Origin of the sequence: Vibrio ponticus (genome assembly GCF_009938225.1) — a bacterium.
GTDB classification, from domain to species: Bacteria; Pseudomonadota; Gammaproteobacteria; order Enterobacterales; family Vibrionaceae; genus Vibrio; species Vibrio ponticus.
Genome location: NZ_AP019657.1, coordinates 1418299 through 1435257 on the forward strand (window position 1 = coordinate 1418299; position 16959 = coordinate 1435257).

Below are 16959 nucleotides of genomic sequence, written 5' to 3' on the forward strand. Positions count from 1 at the left end.
CTCCAAGGAATTTGGTCGAGCATAATCACAGCGACTTAAGTATATCTCTATGGTATTGCGTAATATCCAAACTCACCGAATGCGTGTTCGCCCATAACTCTAGTTTTTCTTCCGCCTTATTCAAGCTAGTCATAGTAATGGTATTGTCATCTAGTTGCCATAACTGCCGTGAGCCTTGGTAACTGAAATGCAGCGCTTGCATGGCCGATGCATTACCCTGCTCTGCCGCTGCTAGTAACTGTTTGTTTTTACGATAGATCAAGTTAAGCTCTTGTTTTAGATCCCACACATAAGCCACTTCATACATTTTAGGATGAGATTTAAACTTGATTAAGGTAGTCACTAACCCTAAAGCACTGACAATGACACCGAGTAAATTCCAATGAAAATGCGAGCCTGAAGGGTCAGGGAACAAGTAAATCAACAACTGAGAAATCCCTAAGCTCGATAGAGCCAAGATAGCAATGCAAGCGACTATGGTGATGTTTAAACGTGAGCGATAAAGCTGTTTATCGATTTTCTTTAACTGCATTTATAATCCGTCTTATGAGTATGAACATGGAAAATTCCGTTTACGATTATACCTTCGTTTGTTATCTAAGCATTTCAAAATGCACATGATTTAAAAGCCGTACTCTCAACAAAAGTGTAAAAAAATGTCAGCAAAATCACACTAAAATAAAACCAGTTTTTGCACCACGTTAGAACTAAAAAAGCGCGCATACAGCGCGCTTCACTCAGGATGAACAACTACATAAATACAGTGAGGTTTACACCAAACTCTCTAGGTGCTCCCATCCTTACAGATCTATAGTCTAGGGTATCATTAAAGTAATTACCTTGAATATAAGACTCGTCAGTTAAGTTCTTAATATAAGCATCTAACTTAAAATTATCTCCTATATAACCTGTTGTTATATTATATATTGTTCTTGCATCTGTTTTGTACTCTTCACTATTGGAAAAATCAGAATACATTTCATCCAAATAGTTTGCGCTAACAGTGCTATATAATCTATTGGTAATAAAATAATTTAGACCGACCGCAGCCGTAATTTCAGGGCTATACGCGAATTGATTACCTGATAAATCTTCGTTGTCTTTCCCAGTGACATAATCTATAAATTCAGTTCTTGCTAGCCCAACATTAGCAAACGTAGACAAGTCTTGTGAAACATAATATTCCATATCAAACTCGAAACCGTATATTTCAGACTTCCCTGCATTTTCCGTGTAACAATTTGTTTCAGTAATGCCAATACAGACTTCAACTTGCTGATCTTTCCAACTGCCATAATAGAAATTCGCATTAGTAGTCAAATCTCCGTCTAACCACACCGCCCTCGTCGCAAGTTCGAAATTATCTAGGTATTCAGGTTCAAATTTTCGTGCATTGCCGTTGGTGTCAATATCTGTTCCACCTGATCGATAACCTCGTTTATATAGAGCACTGATAGCAATATCTTCACTAAACTTATAAGTTAACCCAAATTGGGGGAGTAAAGCGCTATAAGAAGTATCTAACTGAGGCTGAGACACGACGCCAATTTTGTTGTTGATGTCCTGATTGACCATTGTAATAATTTGCCCAATTCCTCCCCCCGGACTTAGTGGAAGTGACAGCCCTCCAACTGGAATACGTGATTGAGTCGATGGTGCAATTTTGCTTTTTTCATAGTCATAACGTACTCCCGCAGACGCAGACCAATCTCTGCTTAGTTCGTAATCCCACTCAGTAAAGAATGCAAAATTTTGCTTTGTCTTCTCATAGGCGATTTGTTCATCAACCTGCACGATCTCCGGGTACAACGCTAAGAGCTGCGGAATTGCAGCCTCAGCTTGAGTCCCAGTCAAACTACTACTAATAATTGCGTGTAAACCATAATTAGCTAAGCGATCGGTCTTAATATCCTCTTCTACCTGAGTAAAATAGAAGCCAACTACACCCTTCGTCCGATCACCCTGATAATTAAAACGTAGCTCTTGAGCGATGTTTTTATCTTCGACCTCACGTTCGACCTGGTTTCCGAAAACGTCTGGTTGACGATCGCCGTCATCTATCCTTCGGTATTCACCATCTAAATAAGATGTTAACGAATTAAGAGTCCAAGTAGGAGTCAAATAGTAGGTAAAATCAATTGCAGCTGTAAAGCCGTCATAAGCCTCGTCGGCTTTCACATTGTCAAAGCTCTTTCGACTATCCTCCTTAAAACCATTTTCCGGGTCAACAAAGTAAATATCCTGACCTCGCACAGTCTCTGCATATTGAACAAGTAGGTTTAAATTCCATTTATCACTAGGCTCAAAAAGTACCTGCCCGCGTAAATTATTATTTGTCCGTGCATCATATCGATCTGTGTCAAACACATCACTTTGAATAAAGCCGTCGGATTCATGTAACTGTCCCGTTAGTCGGAATGCTGCGTTATCACCAATGGGGGCATTTATCATTGCATCAAGATTTTCACGTCCATAACTGCCAGCACCCAAACGCATTGCTGCATCGAAATATTCAAGTTCTGGTCGTTTAGTATTGACAACCACAGCACCAATTAGGGCATTTCGCCCAACATTTGTCGATTGAGGACCGCGCAGTACTTCTATCTGCTCGACATCCCAAACATCTTTGTTCATAAATCGACTAGCATAACCAGTGTAAGCAACGCCATCGACATACAAGCTTCCCATTTCACCGGTACCACCTCCCGTTGAAGCTTGGTTTTGTGTCACACCACGAATACCAAACACTTCCCCAGATCCCATGTCATAGACGTTAGCTGTGACAGCAAAAGCCTCGTTTAAATCGCGAATTTCATACTGTTCAATATCACCGTCAGTTAATACCGCGACACTTTCTTTAGTTTCTTGTATGGAACGTGCAATCTTCTGACCTTGAACGACAATGACATCCATTTCTGCATCATGTCGCTCCATTTCATCTGCTGTTACACCACCTGAAATAGTCGATAAAACCGCTAGTGCGGACAAGGTAGGCTTCACAATAAGTCTCCTTTTCTTGTCGTGAAAAATTGCCGCGATACTAACTCAGACATGATAATGCGTATAGTTATCATTACATAATAAGCAAATTGAAATGCCCGAACTAATAGATGACACGCATTTGTGCGATTGATATTTACAATAATTATCATTTGCAATATCAATGCTGATATGGATAATTACCCTCACCAAAGAGTGAGCCTAGTGAATTAATTTAAATTTTTTGTAATTACCATTCACTAAGTATGGATAAATGAGAATTTATATTTCTCGCTTCACATATTTCAAGGAGAAAAAAGTGGCAACTAAAACTATTGCTACTCAAGAAACTGATTTAAATAGCGAGACTATTTCTGTATCAAAAAAACAAAAAAAGAAATTCACTGCGGGTCGAATAGCATTTTTAATACACAGTTATATTGGCTTAAAGCTATCTATTATTTTCTGTATTGTTTTATTAAGTGGGACATTGGCTGTATTTCATGAAGAAATAGATTGGTTACTTTATGAAGAAAAGCGCGTTGTTCCTCAAACTGAGCGCATGAATCCGGGCGAAGTGCTCGATAGATTACAAGCCCGCTTTCCTGACTCCGGCATCTCTTCGTTTTATACCGCAAGTGATAGAGATAGAACTTCAGCAACTGCGTTAAAAAGTACCGCGGGCGGTGGTTTTACTGTGGTACACATTGACCCCTACAGCGGCGAATATAAAGGTGAAACCAATTTTTTAACCGTGGGTAATTTCATTAGTATTCTCCACACTAACCTGTTTATGCCTTTTATTGGACGCGCCTTTGTTAACTTTTTCGGCGTGCTTTGTCTAATCGGCTTGGTAACTGGACTCATCGCTTATCGTCGCTTCTGGCGTCACTTTTTTACGTTACCTCGCTATCGCGGCGTGAAGTTTCACCGTTTTCTTGCCGACTTACATAAATTCATTGGTCTTTGGTCGCTATGGTTCGTCTTGATCATCGGTGTCTCCGGTAGTTGGTGGTTCTATCACAATCCGTTGGTTTTCTATAAAGTCGCACCTCAGATTATCGATCAACCACCCATAGAACCGGGGCTATCACGACAGGACGTGAAAGCACTTAGTAAGTCCCCCCCTGTTAGGCTTACATCCGAACAGATCGTTATCGCCGTACAAACTTATGATCCTGAATTCAAAATTACACGATTGACGCCTCCTGGTCACAGCGGTATGACGTACGCTGTTCGAGGTACCAAAGGAGACCTTTTAACGAGCCATCATGACAGCACTTATTTCGTTCACCCATTTACCGGTAAAGTTATAGACTCGAGATTGATGCAAGACGCCACTTTTGCACAGCGGTTTGATAAAGCGATGGATCCTCTGCACTACGGCACTTTCGGCAATGTAGGTTGGTCTGACTTATTGGTCAAAACTATCTGGTTTCTATTCGGGCTAGCCATGACCGTACTATCAATTTCGGGCACTGTTATCTATTACAAACGTACTCGATCCGCGGCATCTCAACTCATGCGCAGTTCAATGCCAACGAGTAAAAAACGCTTGCTTAAGGCGTGGTATATCTTTCGCCCTTGGGGCGGTCCAATGTCTGGTTTTAAATACCTGAACTGGGCTTTTGTTATCGTCATGTGCATCGGCATAAACATCGGCTTCAAGCTACAAAGCGAAGGGACCAGCAGTGGTGGTTTCCACTATACACAACAAACGGTTGGCGAGTGGAAAGTCGGCCTTCAAGTCGTTCTCGGTCTTTTGGAGAAAGACCTCCACCCTATCACGCCCGGTCGTCGAACTAATGTGAATGCGTTTGTCGAAGGTGACTTTTCCAAGATCAAATTTATTTATGTCGACTTTAAGAAACCCCGCTCGATGCGCGCACCAGGTTTCGTCATTCATGGTGTAACCGGTAACTTAGCCGCACATGTACGTGTGCCGAAAAAGCTCCAAGACGATGCAAAGCTGTGGGTCACGATTGAAGATTGGCAAGGTAACTTCCATCAAACCGCTTGGCCACTGATGCCTGACGGCGTGAATACTATCGACAAACGTGCGACAGCACTCAATTAGACCAACACCGGAGGAATGATGCGCTTTCTAAAATCAATATTGCCTATTGGAATCGGCCTTGCCGTGGTGTCGGCGAGTAACTCTGTATTCGCACACTACCCTGTTTTGGATTGCAAAGCGGATTCACAAAAGCAACTTGTCATTTGTGAAGCCAGTTTCTCTAACAGAGCAACTGCCCCCAACGTAATAATGGAAGTATTTTCTGAAGATGACGAGGTGGTGGCCAGTGGTCAGACAGATCAACAATCTATGTTTGAGTTTCCTTTGCCGGAGGGTATCTATTTCATTTTGATGGATGCAGGTCCCGGTCATGTGCTTGAAATCTCTAACGATGAAGTCACGCTTCTTTAGCAAGCCGTAAGGTTTTTAATAGATGGTAGTTGATTATAAAACTGAACGACAACACAAGACCCCAATTGCTTCCCAGCAATATTACGTTGAAGTCATATCCCCAACAGATGGGAAGTCTGAAGATAAATGGGTTGTCTGCGCAATAGGGTTGCTTTTCGTCATCGCATCATCACTGATGTATTGGCTATATGGTAGCAATGAACAAGATAAGGTTACGGTACCTCAAGGTCTCCAGCATACCTTAACTCAACTGAGTAACGCCGCTGAAGAAATAGCAATAATTCAGCAAGCAATGGAGAAGAATCTCAGCTTAGTTGAACTCAGAGAGCTTGCTATTGAACCCTTTTCTCAACCGTTGCTATCCAATCTAGCCAGTGCAACCTGGTTACACCAGGATAGCTGTTACCTCGGAACGATAGAATTAACCAAGCAATCCTATCAGGTGCGACTGCTTTTAAGTGAATCTAGTGAAGGAATAATTAGCTGGCGAGAACACGGTATCTCAGACACGAACACCGCGTGTAGCGATAGTTCCGATGACGATTGGCATCCAATTGGCATTGATTCGACGCTATCAAATCACAGTCACTAGTCGTGCTATTAGGAATTTGACTATGCATTTTAAAACGACATTACTCTTTACTCTGCTAACGTTTTTTTCAGCCCAAGCCACCGCGAAACTCAATGTAGGTATCACACTCCATCCCTATTATAGCTACGTAAAAAATATCGTCGGTGATAAAGCTATCGTTACCCCATTAATTGAGGCTGGCTTTAATCCCCATGCTTATAAGCTATCTCCCGCAGACCTGACTCGCTTAAAATCCATGGATGCGATTGTTGTAAATGGTATCGGCCATGATCAGTTTGCTACTGAAGTCATCGAAACATTGAACCTACCAAACTTGGCGGTAATACAAGCCAACTCTCAAGTCGCGCTTATAAGTAAATCCGGCGGTGATGTACATAATCCACACACCTTTGTTTCTATTGATGCGGCGACTAGGCAAATCTACACCATCGCCAAACAACTGGGGAAACTCGACCCAGATAACCGAAAATACTACCTTGGCAACGCCATCAAATACGCGAAAAGCCTCCGCCAGATAAAGCATAATGCGCTGAAAGAGATATCAACTCTCGACTTATCACAGATTCAAATCGCCAGCACTCATGGGGCTTATGCATACCTATTGCAAGAGTTTGGTATGACAGTTTCAGCCGTAGTCGAACCCGCCCATGGCGTATCGCCAAGTGCATCCCAATTACAAGATACAATAAATAAAATCCGCGCTGCCAATGTACAAATACTATTCACCGAGCTCAACATGGCCAATCAATATGTCTCAGTAATAGAAAAAGAATCAGGAACACGACTATTTCGTTTCTCTCATATGACTTACGGTGAATATCGAGATGAACTGTTTGAAGTCGATATGACACACAATCTCAACACATTAGTTGAGGCTCTAAAATATGCGTCTGAGAATCCAATATTATGAGAAGCAAATCTTTAGTTGCAACAAACATATCAGGCCCAAGTGTTCACCTTGAAAACATTAGTGTCGACGAAGGTAATCTGAAACTGCTTAATCAAGTTGATGTAATTTTTGAATCTGGCGGTTGGCATGCCATTCTAGGACCAAATGGCGGTGGAAAAAGCACCTTACTCAAAACCATTCTTGGTCAAAAGAATCATCAAGGTAGATTGACCATTCATTGGGCTCATGCACCAAACAAAACAAATAAAACCAAACAGCGAATTGGCTATTTGCCTCAGCTTATGCCATTTGATGCCAGTTTACCTATTTCCGTTAGAGACTATTTACTACTGAATTTGTCTCCAAAACCGATCTGGTTTAACCGTTCACTATCCGACCAAATTAAACATGGATTGGTCAATCTGGGATTAGAGGAAAAACTTGGAAGAAAAATCGGCGATCTGTCCGGCGGCGAACGACAACGTTTAATGCTTTGTACTGCATTATTGCAAAAGCCGACGATTCTAATTCTCGATGAACCAATGACAGGACTTGATAAACAAGGACGAGATGATTGCTTGCAACTGCTGAAACAATTTCACCATGCCGGGGGAACAATCATTATGGTAGAGCACGACTGGCAAGTGGTTGAACAACATTGTGAACATATCTATTGGGTTGACAAACACCTCAAGAAAATTGATAGAGCGAGCGATTTCTTTCTTAAAAATGCCGCGATGCATCTAGCGCTCAATGCTTCCGATACATTCTATGAAACTCCAATGCTTGAACTTAATGACAAGGCCTAAGACGTATGATGAGCAATATCTATTCTCTGTTCAATGATTGGGTTGATCTTGGCTATTTGCCACAAATGTTCAGTTATGAATTTTTAATTAATGCCTTATTAGCAAGTTTAATGATTGGTCCTTTGTTAGGGTTACTAGGTACCTTGGTCGTAGTGAAGCGGCTGGCATTTCTTTCCGAAGCCGTTGGGCATAGTGTTTTAACTGGCGTAAGTATTGGAATTTTGCTCGGAGAGCCGGCAACGTCACCACTCATCAGCCTATTTAGCTTTTCGATTCTTTTTGCTCTGGTATTACAATGGGTTAAAGGTCGCTCGACAATACCTTATGACGCGCTCATTGGTGTCTTTCTCTCTTTCGCTCTCGCCGCAGGTGCCGCGTTGCTTCTCTATGTTGCCAAAAAGGTCAACGCCCATTTAATTGAGCAAGTAATGTTTGGCTCTATTCTGGTTGCTACAACGAATGATTTATTGATGTTGGCTTTAATATGCACTGGCGTAGCACTGCTGAGCTATTTCTATGGCAACCATGCTTACTTAGTTGCTATTTCCCCAGACATAGCCCATAGCCAACGCATTAATACTCGTCTGCATGACTACGCCTTTGTAATCTTAATTGCATTGATTACCGTGGCATCAGTGAAAATCATCGGGGCCGTATTAGTTGGTGCACTATTGCTGATCCCCGCAGCGAGTGCGCGTTTGATTGCTAGTAATCTCAAACAGTTATTGATGTTATCAATACTCTTCTCGACCACAGCATCAGTAGCCGGTGTATTACTGCCTATGTATCTTCAGTGGCCGATATCAGCGGGACCAGCTATCACGCTCTTTGCCTGTGCATGGTTCTTACTAAGTTTGGTTAGCCGCCAATTAAAACTAAATGTTGCCTAGGATATATTCATGAAATCGATACTCACCGTAATATTTGCCTGTACAGTATCCGCAATATCAACGTTAACCTATGCGACAATTAGTGAAGCGACAACTAGTGAAGCAACAGCTAGTGAACAAAGTAAAAAACTGACCATAGCCACCGCCATACCCGTTGTCGCAAGCATGCTTGAAGAACTTACCCAACAAACGCAAATAACGGTGCTATATGTGCCGCCAAACAAATACAGTGTCAAACGGATACCCGGCTGGTTAAAACGTCAAACTGTTGAGGTCTACCCTAGTGCGGATATCGTAGCGAGCATCTCATCGGTATGGTCAGATATTGATATTTACCCTGCGTTACGGAGTAAAAATATCGCCATTATTCCTGTCGATCTCGCCAATGCTTTAATACCAGGCGGAGAACGAGTCGCTATAACCAAATTAGATGACGGCTCGATAGGTTATTTTTGGCTCAATCCATCCAATATACAAATGATGCTAGGAATATTGCATAGAGATCTACAAGCGATACTGACTCATAAACACTATGAAGATAAAGAACAGTTACGGCTTAACTTTGCTCAGATGAGTGCACAGTTACGCAAGCAACAACTTGAACTAAACCAGCATCTCATTGACGGGATGTTTATGAATATTGTCGTCGACAAACCCGAGCTAATTGACTTGGGAGCAATAACACTTGTTCCTCTAGCAAGTCGAGAACAAGCAATAAAAGATGAGTTACCTACCCTGTTGATTACCAGTAAAAAACCATTTCATCGCTCATTGCAAAACCTTCCTCAGAATATCGAAGTTTGGCATGTGGATGATTTTTCAAAGTACAGCAAAGGAAGCTTAACTCAACGTTGGCAATCCATGCTAAATAAACTAGCCAAAATAAATGCCTCTACACAACTACAAGTAAAATAAGCGGATCACTCGTTCCGCTTTAATTCATTTCATTCAAATGCTTGTGTGACCGAAATTAGTACTGATAGTCATTTCGCTCACTCGCCTTTGGAGAAAGATACTCGACAAATTCCAGCTGAAAACCATGTTCATCAATAAAGTACACACTCTTTCGATGTGGATGCTCACCACCCCAGTGATCAAAGTCAAACCCCGCTTCTACTAACCTTTCAACGGTTTGGTCAATATTTTCAACCGAAAACCCTAGGTGATTTAAGCCGGTAAACCTCTCGGTCCAATACGGAAACTTTCCCCGTCCCGCATCATCAATCGCTAGATAAAAAGTTTCATCACCAATGTGGAACCAAGAAATTTTTTCATCTCGATCATTGATGTAATCCCCCTTACCTCTCACTGACCAGTTTGGTAATGCGGAAAGCAGCAATTGAATGGTATGTTGTGGATTGACTACGGATACGTTGGCATGTTCTAGATAGTTGTTCATCATTCAGTCCCTTGTTTAATTATTCGTACTTGAATAAGTTAACTATAAAACCTCAAGTTAGATTGAGGTAAAGGGGTTTTTAAACAGATTTCCGTATGTCGCCACATCAAAGGCTATGCCGTGGATTGTTCTAATAAAGCTCTAGTTATTGAATAGTTACAGCGTATCGTTTTCAAAACGCGCAGTACGCGCTTCACTTAGCGTACAGGAAGTCACTTCCATCATCTCAGCTAAGGTAATATTTGGATTGGTCTCTAACAGCTTGGCTAGTTGCTGTTCAATGGTTAAAGGTGGTTCAATTTGTGCCAACACGGTATCGAGTTTACCAATTGTAAACTTGTACTTGAGTGAGTCTAGCGATCTCAACGCCAGTAACAGCGCATGAATCTGATGGTATTCACCGAGTAATTGCCAGTTTCTTGAACGACGCACTCGTTTCAGCTCACAACCAAGTTCAGCCGCTAAACCTCGCGTAAGGTTTGCTTGCTCCCGACCCACTCGATGTATAAATGACGGCAGAGAGACTGAGATCCGTTCGCTATCCATAAATCCTACCCAGAAAAAAACCGAGCACGAGGCTCGGTTTTTATTTTAACTCGAAATCTTATTCAGCAGAATCATCTGCTTGAACATCTGAGTTTACTTCAGCTTGTGTTGCTTCATTTGCAACTACTTCGCCTTCTTCACCCTCTTCAGTCAGCTCTGACTCTTCAATTTCATCGATACGCTGTAGACCTACCACTGACTCATCAGCAGCCGTACGGATCAGCGTAACACCTTGAGTATTACGACCAACCTGGCTGACTTCAGCAACGCGAGTACGAACAAGTGTACCTGCGTCAGTGATCATCATCATTTCATCGCCTTCTTCAACTTGAACAGCACCAACTACGCTACCGTTACGTTCAGAGACTTTGATTGATACTACACCCTGAGTTGCACGGCTCTTCGCTGGGTACTCAGAAAGTACCGTACGTTTGCCGTAACCATTTTCGGTTACCGTCAGGATGTCACCTTCGTTAGAAGGAACAATCAATGAAACAACTTGGTCGTCTTCCGCAAGTTTCATACCACGAACACCCGCCGCAGTACGACCCATCGCACGAACTTGACCTTCGCTAAAGCGAACAACTTTACCCGCTTTAGAGAACAGCATGATTTCGCTGTCACCGTTAGTGATATCCACGCCGATTAGTGCATCGTCATCACGTAGATTAACGGCGATTAGACCATTTGAACGAACGTTAGCAAACTGATCTAGAGAAGTCTTCTTAACAGTACCGTCACCGGTAGCCATAAAGATAAACTTATCTGCTGAGAATTCATCAACCGGTAGGATCGCAGTAATACGCTCACCTTCTTCTAGAGGAAGAATGTTGACGATTGGTTTACCACGTGCAGTACGAGTTGCATGTGGCAATTGGTAAACTTTCAGACGGTAAGTCTTACCACGCGTAGAGAAACATAGAATGTTGTCATGCGTGTTCGCAACAAGTAGACGCTCGATGTAGTCTTCGTCCTTCATGCGGGTTGCACTCTTACCTTTACCACCACGGCGCTGTGCTTCGTAGTCGCTTAGGATTTGGTACTTAACGTAACCTTCATGAGATAGAGTTACCACAACGTCTTCACGTGCGATCAATTCTTCTAGATCGATATCGTGGCTAGCGGCAGTGATTTCTGTACGACGAGCGTCGCCAAAGCCATCACGAACTGCTTCTAGTTCTTCACGAATCACTTCCATCAAACGCTCAGAGCTTGCAAGAATGTGCATTAGCTCTGCGATTTCATCTAGCAGTACTTTGTACTCGTCTAGGATCTTCTCGTGCTCTAGACCTGTCAACTTGTGTAGACGTAGATCTAGAATCGCTTGCGCTTGTTGTTCAGTCAGGAAGTACTGACCATCACGGATACCGTATTGTGGCTCAAGCCACTCTGGACGCGCAGCATCTGTACCAGCACGCTCAAGCATTGCTGCTACATTGCCAAGATCCCAACCGCGTGCAACTAGACCCGCTTTTGCTTCAGCTGGTGTTGGCGCGTTACGGATCAGATCGATGATTTCATCGATGTTTGCTAGTGCTAGTGCCAAACCTTCAAGGATATGTGCACGCTCACGAGCTTTACGTAGTTCGTAAATTGTACGACGAGTCACCACTTCACGACGGTGGTTAACGAAGCACTTCAACATCTCTTTTAGGTTAAAGAGTTTAGGCTGACCGTTGTCTAGGGCAACCATGTTGATGCCGAATGTTGTTTGTAGCTGAGTTTGAGCGTAAAGGTTGTTTAGAACCACTTCGCCTACTGCATCACGCTTACATTCGATTACGATACGCATACCATCTTTATCAGATTCGTCGCGTAGCGCACTAATGCCTTCAACTTTCTTGTCTTTAACTAGCTCTGCAATCTTCTCGATCAGACGAGCTTTGTTCACCTGGTAAGGGATCTCGCTAACAATGATGGTCTCTTTACCATTCTTGTCTGCTTCGATTTCCGCTTTAGAGCGCATGTAGATCTTACCGCGACCAGTCTTGTACGCGTCTACAATACCTTTACGACCACTAATAAGTGCCGCAGTTGGGAAATCCGGACCAGGGATGTATTCCATTAGCTCATCAATAGTGATCTCTTCATTATTGATGTAAGCCAAACAGCCATCAATGACTTCACCTAGGTTATGAGGTGGAATATTGGTCGCCATACCTACCGCGATACCAGAAGAACCGTTCACTAGCAGGTTTGGAATTTTCGTTGGAAGTACTGCAGGAATTTGTTCCGTACCGTCGTAGTTAGGTACGTAATCGACTGTCTCTTTATCTAAGTCAGCCAATAGTTCGTGTGCGATTTTCGACATACGAACTTCGGTGTAACGCATTGCTGCTGCTGAGTCGCCATCGATCGAGCCAAAGTTACCTTGACCGTCGACTAGCATGTAACGTAGTGAGAATGGCTGCGCCATACGTACGATAGTGTCGTACACAGCGCTATCACCATGCGGGTGATATTTACCGATTACGTCGCCAACAACACGGGCAGATTTTTTATATGGTTTGTTCCAATCGTTGCCTAATACATTCATCGCGAACAAAACGCGGCGGTGTACTGGTTTTAGGCCATCACGCACATCTGGAAGAGCACGACCCACGATTACTGACATCGCGTAGTCTAGGTACGAACCTCTAAGCTCGTCTTCAATGTTTACGGGCGTGATCTCTTTAGCTAAATCGCTCATAGAGCCATTATCCCTCTATTATCAGATCGTAAATACGATACGTGTAAGGTGCAAAAATATAACACACAAATCGTCACTTCGGCATCACTTTCCCTCTCCTTTTATCAGGTTGTGAGGTCGGTTGTGAATCAACTGGCGACTATTTGCACACAACTTGCATACCACTCTGAAATTTGGTCGTTTTATAGCCGCAACAGAGTAAAACAACCAATCACTTTGGAGAGGTTAAGATTTATCGTTATAATACCGAGCGAAGTTTGCCAATTAGATATATGGATTATGACAAAACAACAAAACGTAGATCCAAACGAGATCAAGAAGTTTGAAGAGATGGCTTCTCGTTGGTGGGATCTAGAAGGCGAATTTAAGCCTTTACACCAAATCAACCCGCTTCGTCTTAATTATGTCTTAGACAATGCCGAAGGTCTTTTTGGTAAAACCGTACTGGACGTTGGCTGCGGTGGCGGCATTTTGGCTGAAAGCATGGCGAAAGAAGGTGCCATCGTTACTGGTCTTGATATGGGCAAAGAACCACTTGAAGTGGCTCGACTACATGCTTTAGAGACAGGCACTAAGCTAACGTACATTCAGAGCACTATCGAAGATCACGCTGAGCAAAATCCTAGGCACTATGATGTCGTCACTTGCATGGAGATGCTTGAGCACGTGCCAGATCCACTTTCGGTTATCAAATCTTGTGCCGCACTCGTTAAACCTGGTGGTCACGTATTCTTCTCCACGCTAAACCGCAATATCAAGTCTTACCTATTTGCGATTGTTGGTGCGGAAAAACTACTCAAAATAGTGCCTGAAGGCACCCATGACCACGACAAATTCATTCGCCCTTCTGAGATGATCAAGATGATCGATCAAACGGATCTTATCGAATACGGCATTACGGGGCTGCATTACAATCCATTAACAGACAGCTACAAGCTAGGTCGAAATGTTGATGTTAATTACATCGTTCATACTCGCAAATTCTAACTTGGTTAATCTTTGAACAAACAAAGGCGGTAGCACATTGTGCCCGCCTTTTTTAGTTTATTTTGCACGATTTACGTGCGATAGATTCCATTCTGTACAGTCAGAAACAGGTTCCCTTTTTTTGTCTAAGATCAAGATATTTTTTTTTCGTTACGGTTAACAAAGAAGCAAACCAAAAACCTAACTTTTCTACACGCGCGCCACGTCTAATCTCATCGGTTAGTGTTCACTTACAGATTTTTTTTAATTAACCAGTTATCCACAGGTACTGCAAGATCTTCGGCTTGAAAAAAACCAGCGATAGCACTATCTTGTAATCCGCAAACCATATAACCCCTATATCTTGTGTTTGCACTATAATTAACAGATAGATTTTGATCGCAAAGCCGAAATATAATTTACAAGAATTACACAAAAACGCGGCTTTCATCAGTTTTGTTAGGGAAATTAAGCAGAATGAAACAACAACTCACTGTCACTAAGCGTGATGGCCGAAAAGAAACGATTGATTTAGAGAAACTGCACCGTGTAATTACATGGGCAGCAGAAGGTCTAGACAATGTTTCAGTATCGCAAGTAGAACTAAGAGCTCACATTCAGTTCTACGACGGTATTACTACATCCGACATTCACGAGACTATCATCAAGTCTGCAGCTGACCTGATATCTGAAGAAACACCAGATTATCAATACCTAGCAGCACGTTTGGCGGTATTCCACCTACGTAAAAAAGCTTATGGTCAGTATGAGCCACCAGCGCTATACGACCATGTTTCACGTTTAGTGGAAATGGGTAAGTATGACCAACACATTCTTGAAGATTACACTAAGGCTGAACTGAACGAGCTTGATGCGTACATTCAGCACGACCGTGATCTCGATTTCTCTTACGCGGCGGTTAAGCAACTTGAAGGTAAATACTTCGTACAAAACCGTGTGTCTGGTGAAATCTACGAAAGCGCGCAGTTCCTATACATTCTTGTAGCGGCATGTCTATTTGCGAAATACCCGAAAGAGACGCGTCTTGACTACATTAAACGCTTCTACGACGCGACTTCGACATTTAAGATTTCTCTACCTACGCCAATTATGTCTGGCGTACGTACCCCTACTCGTCAGTTCAGCTCATGTGTACTGATTGAGTGTGGTGATAGCCTGGATTCAATTAACGCGACGGCAAGCTCGATCGTACGTTACGTATCACAACGTGCTGGTATCGGTATCAACGCAGGTCGTATCCGTGCATTGGGTTCAGAAATTCGTGGCGGTGAAGCATTCCACACCGGCTGTATCCCATTCTACAAATACTTCCAAACAGCAGTAAAATGTTGTTCTCAAGGTGGTGTTCGTGGCGGCGCGGCAACGGTTTTCTACCCAATGTGGCATGGCGAAGCTCGCTCACTAATGGTGCTTAAGAACAACCGCGGCGTTGAAGAGAACCGTGTTCGTCACATGGACTACGGCGTTCAGCTAAATAAACTGATGTACCAACGCCTAGTTGAAGGCGGTAACATCACACTATTTTCACCATCAGATGTACCTGGGCTTTACGATGCGTTCTTCGAGAACCAAGCTGAGTTTGAGCGTCTGTATGTAAAATATGAAAACGATCCTTCAGTTAAGAAAGAAACCGTTAAAGCGGTTGAGATGTTCTCTCTGCTCATGCAAGAGCGTGCATCAACGGGTCGTATCTACATCCAGAACGTTGACCACTGTAATACTCACAGTCCATTTGACTCTGAAGTTGCCCCAGTTCGTCAATCAAACCTATGTCTAGAGATCGCGCTACCAACCAAACCATTGGTAAACGTTGAAGATGACTCAGGTGAGATCGCACTATGTACGCTTTCAGCGTTCAACCTAGGTGCAATCAATGAACTTGATGATCTGAAAGAGCTTTCTGAACTGGTTGTTCGCGCACTTGATGCCCTATTAGATTACCAAGACTACCCGCTTCCAGCGGCGTACAAGTCGACCATGAACCGTCGTACTCTTGGTGTGGGTGTGATCAACTTTGCTTACTACCTAGCGAAGCATGGTGTTAAGTACTCTGATGGCAGCGCAAACGGTCTAACGCACCGTACATTTGAAGCGATTCAATACCACCTATTGAAAGCGTCTGTTGAGCTGGCGAAAGAGCAAGGCAAGTGTCCGTTGTTCAATGAAACGAACTACGCGAAAGGTCTACTGCCGATCGACACTTACAAGAAAGATATCGACCTAATCTGTGATGAACCACTGCACTACGATTGGGATGAACTTCGTAAAGAGATCATGGAACACGGTCTACGTAACTCAACACTGACAGCGCTAATGCCATCTGAGACTTCATCTCAGATCTCTAACGCAACTAACGGTATTGAACCACCACGTGGCTATGTTTCGGTTAAAGCATCTAAAGATGGTATTTTGAAACAGGTTGTGCCTGATTTCGTTAACCTAAAAGACAACTACGAGTTGCTATGGAACATCGGCTCAAACGATGGTTACTTGCACCTAGTTGGTATTATGCAGAAGTTTGTGGACCAAGCGATTTCAGCGAACACCAATTACGACCCAAGTAGCTTTGAAAGCGGTAAAGTACCGATGACGAAACTGCTACAAGACCTGCTAACTGCATATAAGTACGGTGTTAAAACACTTTACTACCATAACACTCGCGATGGTGCGAAAGACGATCAGAAAGATGCAGTTCAAGCTGCTGATGACGATTGTGCAGGCGGCGGTTGTAAGATCTAATTTAGGTCTGAA

General features: G+C 43.0%; 14 protein-coding genes. 9 read left to right on the plus strand and 5 right to left on the minus strand.

Annotation, left to right across the window (positions count from 1 at the left end):
* Positions 1 to 25: 25 nt before the first annotated feature.
* Both GZN30_RS06235 and GZN30_RS06240 read right to left on the minus strand, forming a co-directional pair.
* A complete protein-coding gene (locus GZN30_RS06235) occupies positions 26 to 532 on the minus strand; it encodes a DUF3087 domain-containing protein (protein ID WP_075649627.1) in 507 nt (168 codons plus the stop codon).
* Between the two features lie 218 nt (positions 533 to 750).
* Positions 751 to 3000, minus strand: a complete 2250-nt coding sequence (locus tag GZN30_RS06240) for a TonB-dependent receptor (RefSeq protein ID WP_075649628.1) — start codon at positions 2998 to 3000, stop codon at positions 751 to 753.
* 298 nt (positions 3001 to 3298) lie between these two features.
* Between GZN30_RS06240 and GZN30_RS06245 the strand changes: the two genes are divergently transcribed.
* Genes GZN30_RS06245 through GZN30_RS06275 form a run of 7 tightly spaced genes read left to right on the plus strand, consistent with a single transcriptional unit; the run spans position 3299 to position 9502 of the window.
* Complete coding sequence (locus GZN30_RS06245) at positions 3299 to 5056, plus strand: PepSY-associated TM helix domain-containing protein (protein WP_075649629.1); 1758 nt, start codon at positions 3299 to 3301, stop codon at positions 5054 to 5056.
* Between the two features lie 18 nt (positions 5057 to 5074).
* Positions 5075 to 5407 (plus strand): hypothetical protein, encoded by a 333-nt coding sequence (locus GZN30_RS06250; protein ID WP_075649630.1) that lies wholly within the window; start codon positions 5075 to 5077, stop codon positions 5405 to 5407.
* A 22-nt stretch (positions 5408 to 5429) separates the two neighbouring features.
* Positions 5430 to 5999, plus strand: a complete 570-nt coding sequence (locus tag GZN30_RS06255) for a hypothetical protein (protein WP_075649631.1) — start codon at positions 5430 to 5432, stop codon at positions 5997 to 5999.
* 22 nt (positions 6000 to 6021) lie between these two features.
* On the plus strand, positions 6022 to 6909 hold the full coding sequence (locus GZN30_RS06260) for a metal ABC transporter solute-binding protein, Zn/Mn family (protein WP_075649632.1): 888 nt from the start codon (positions 6022 to 6024) through the stop codon (positions 6907 to 6909).
* Positions 6906 to 7697: a metal ABC transporter ATP-binding protein gene (locus GZN30_RS06265; RefSeq protein WP_075649633.1), complete on the plus strand. Its 792-nt coding sequence runs from the start codon at positions 6906 to 6908 to the stop codon at positions 7695 to 7697. The genes GZN30_RS06260 and GZN30_RS06265 overlap by 4 nt, the downstream gene beginning before the upstream one ends.
* An 8-nt stretch (positions 7698 to 7705) precedes the next feature.
* Positions 7706 to 8587, plus strand: a complete 882-nt coding sequence (locus GZN30_RS06270) for a metal ABC transporter permease (RefSeq protein WP_075649634.1) — start codon at positions 7706 to 7708, stop codon at positions 8585 to 8587.
* A gap of 9 nt (positions 8588 to 8596) precedes the next feature.
* Complete coding sequence (locus tag GZN30_RS06275) at positions 8597 to 9502, plus strand: hypothetical protein (RefSeq protein WP_075649635.1); 906 nt, start codon at positions 8597 to 8599, stop codon at positions 9500 to 9502.
* Between the two features lie 55 nt (positions 9503 to 9557).
* On the opposite strand, the gene GZN30_RS06280 is transcribed toward GZN30_RS06275, so the two are convergent.
* From GZN30_RS06280 to gyrA, 3 genes are all read right to left on the minus strand, one after another.
* Complete coding sequence (locus GZN30_RS06280; RefSeq protein ID WP_075649636.1) at positions 9558 to 9986, minus strand: VOC family protein; 429 nt, start codon at positions 9984 to 9986, stop codon at positions 9558 to 9560.
* Between the two features lie 156 nt (positions 9987 to 10142).
* Complete coding sequence (locus GZN30_RS06285; RefSeq protein WP_075649637.1) at positions 10143 to 10532, minus strand: ribosome recycling factor family protein; 390 nt, start codon at positions 10530 to 10532, stop codon at positions 10143 to 10145.
* A gap of 58 nt (positions 10533 to 10590) precedes the next feature.
* A complete protein-coding gene (gyrA, locus tag GZN30_RS06290) occupies positions 10591 to 13221 on the minus strand; it encodes a DNA topoisomerase (ATP-hydrolyzing) subunit A (protein WP_075649638.1) in 2631 nt (876 codons plus the stop codon).
* A gap of 279 nt (positions 13222 to 13500) precedes the next feature.
* Here gyrA and ubiG point away from each other — a divergent pair, with 279 nt between their 5' ends.
* Positions 13501 to 14208 (plus strand): bifunctional 2-polyprenyl-6-hydroxyphenol methylase/3-demethylubiquinol 3-O-methyltransferase UbiG, encoded by a 708-nt coding sequence (ubiG, locus tag GZN30_RS06295; protein ID WP_075649639.1) that lies wholly within the window; start codon positions 13501 to 13503, stop codon positions 14206 to 14208.
* 456 nt (positions 14209 to 14664) lie between these two features.
* A complete protein-coding gene (gene nrdA, locus GZN30_RS06300; RefSeq protein ID WP_075649641.1) occupies positions 14665 to 16947 on the plus strand; it encodes a class 1a ribonucleoside-diphosphate reductase subunit alpha in 2283 nt (760 codons plus the stop codon).
* The last annotated feature ends 12 nt before the right edge of the window (positions 16948 to 16959 follow it).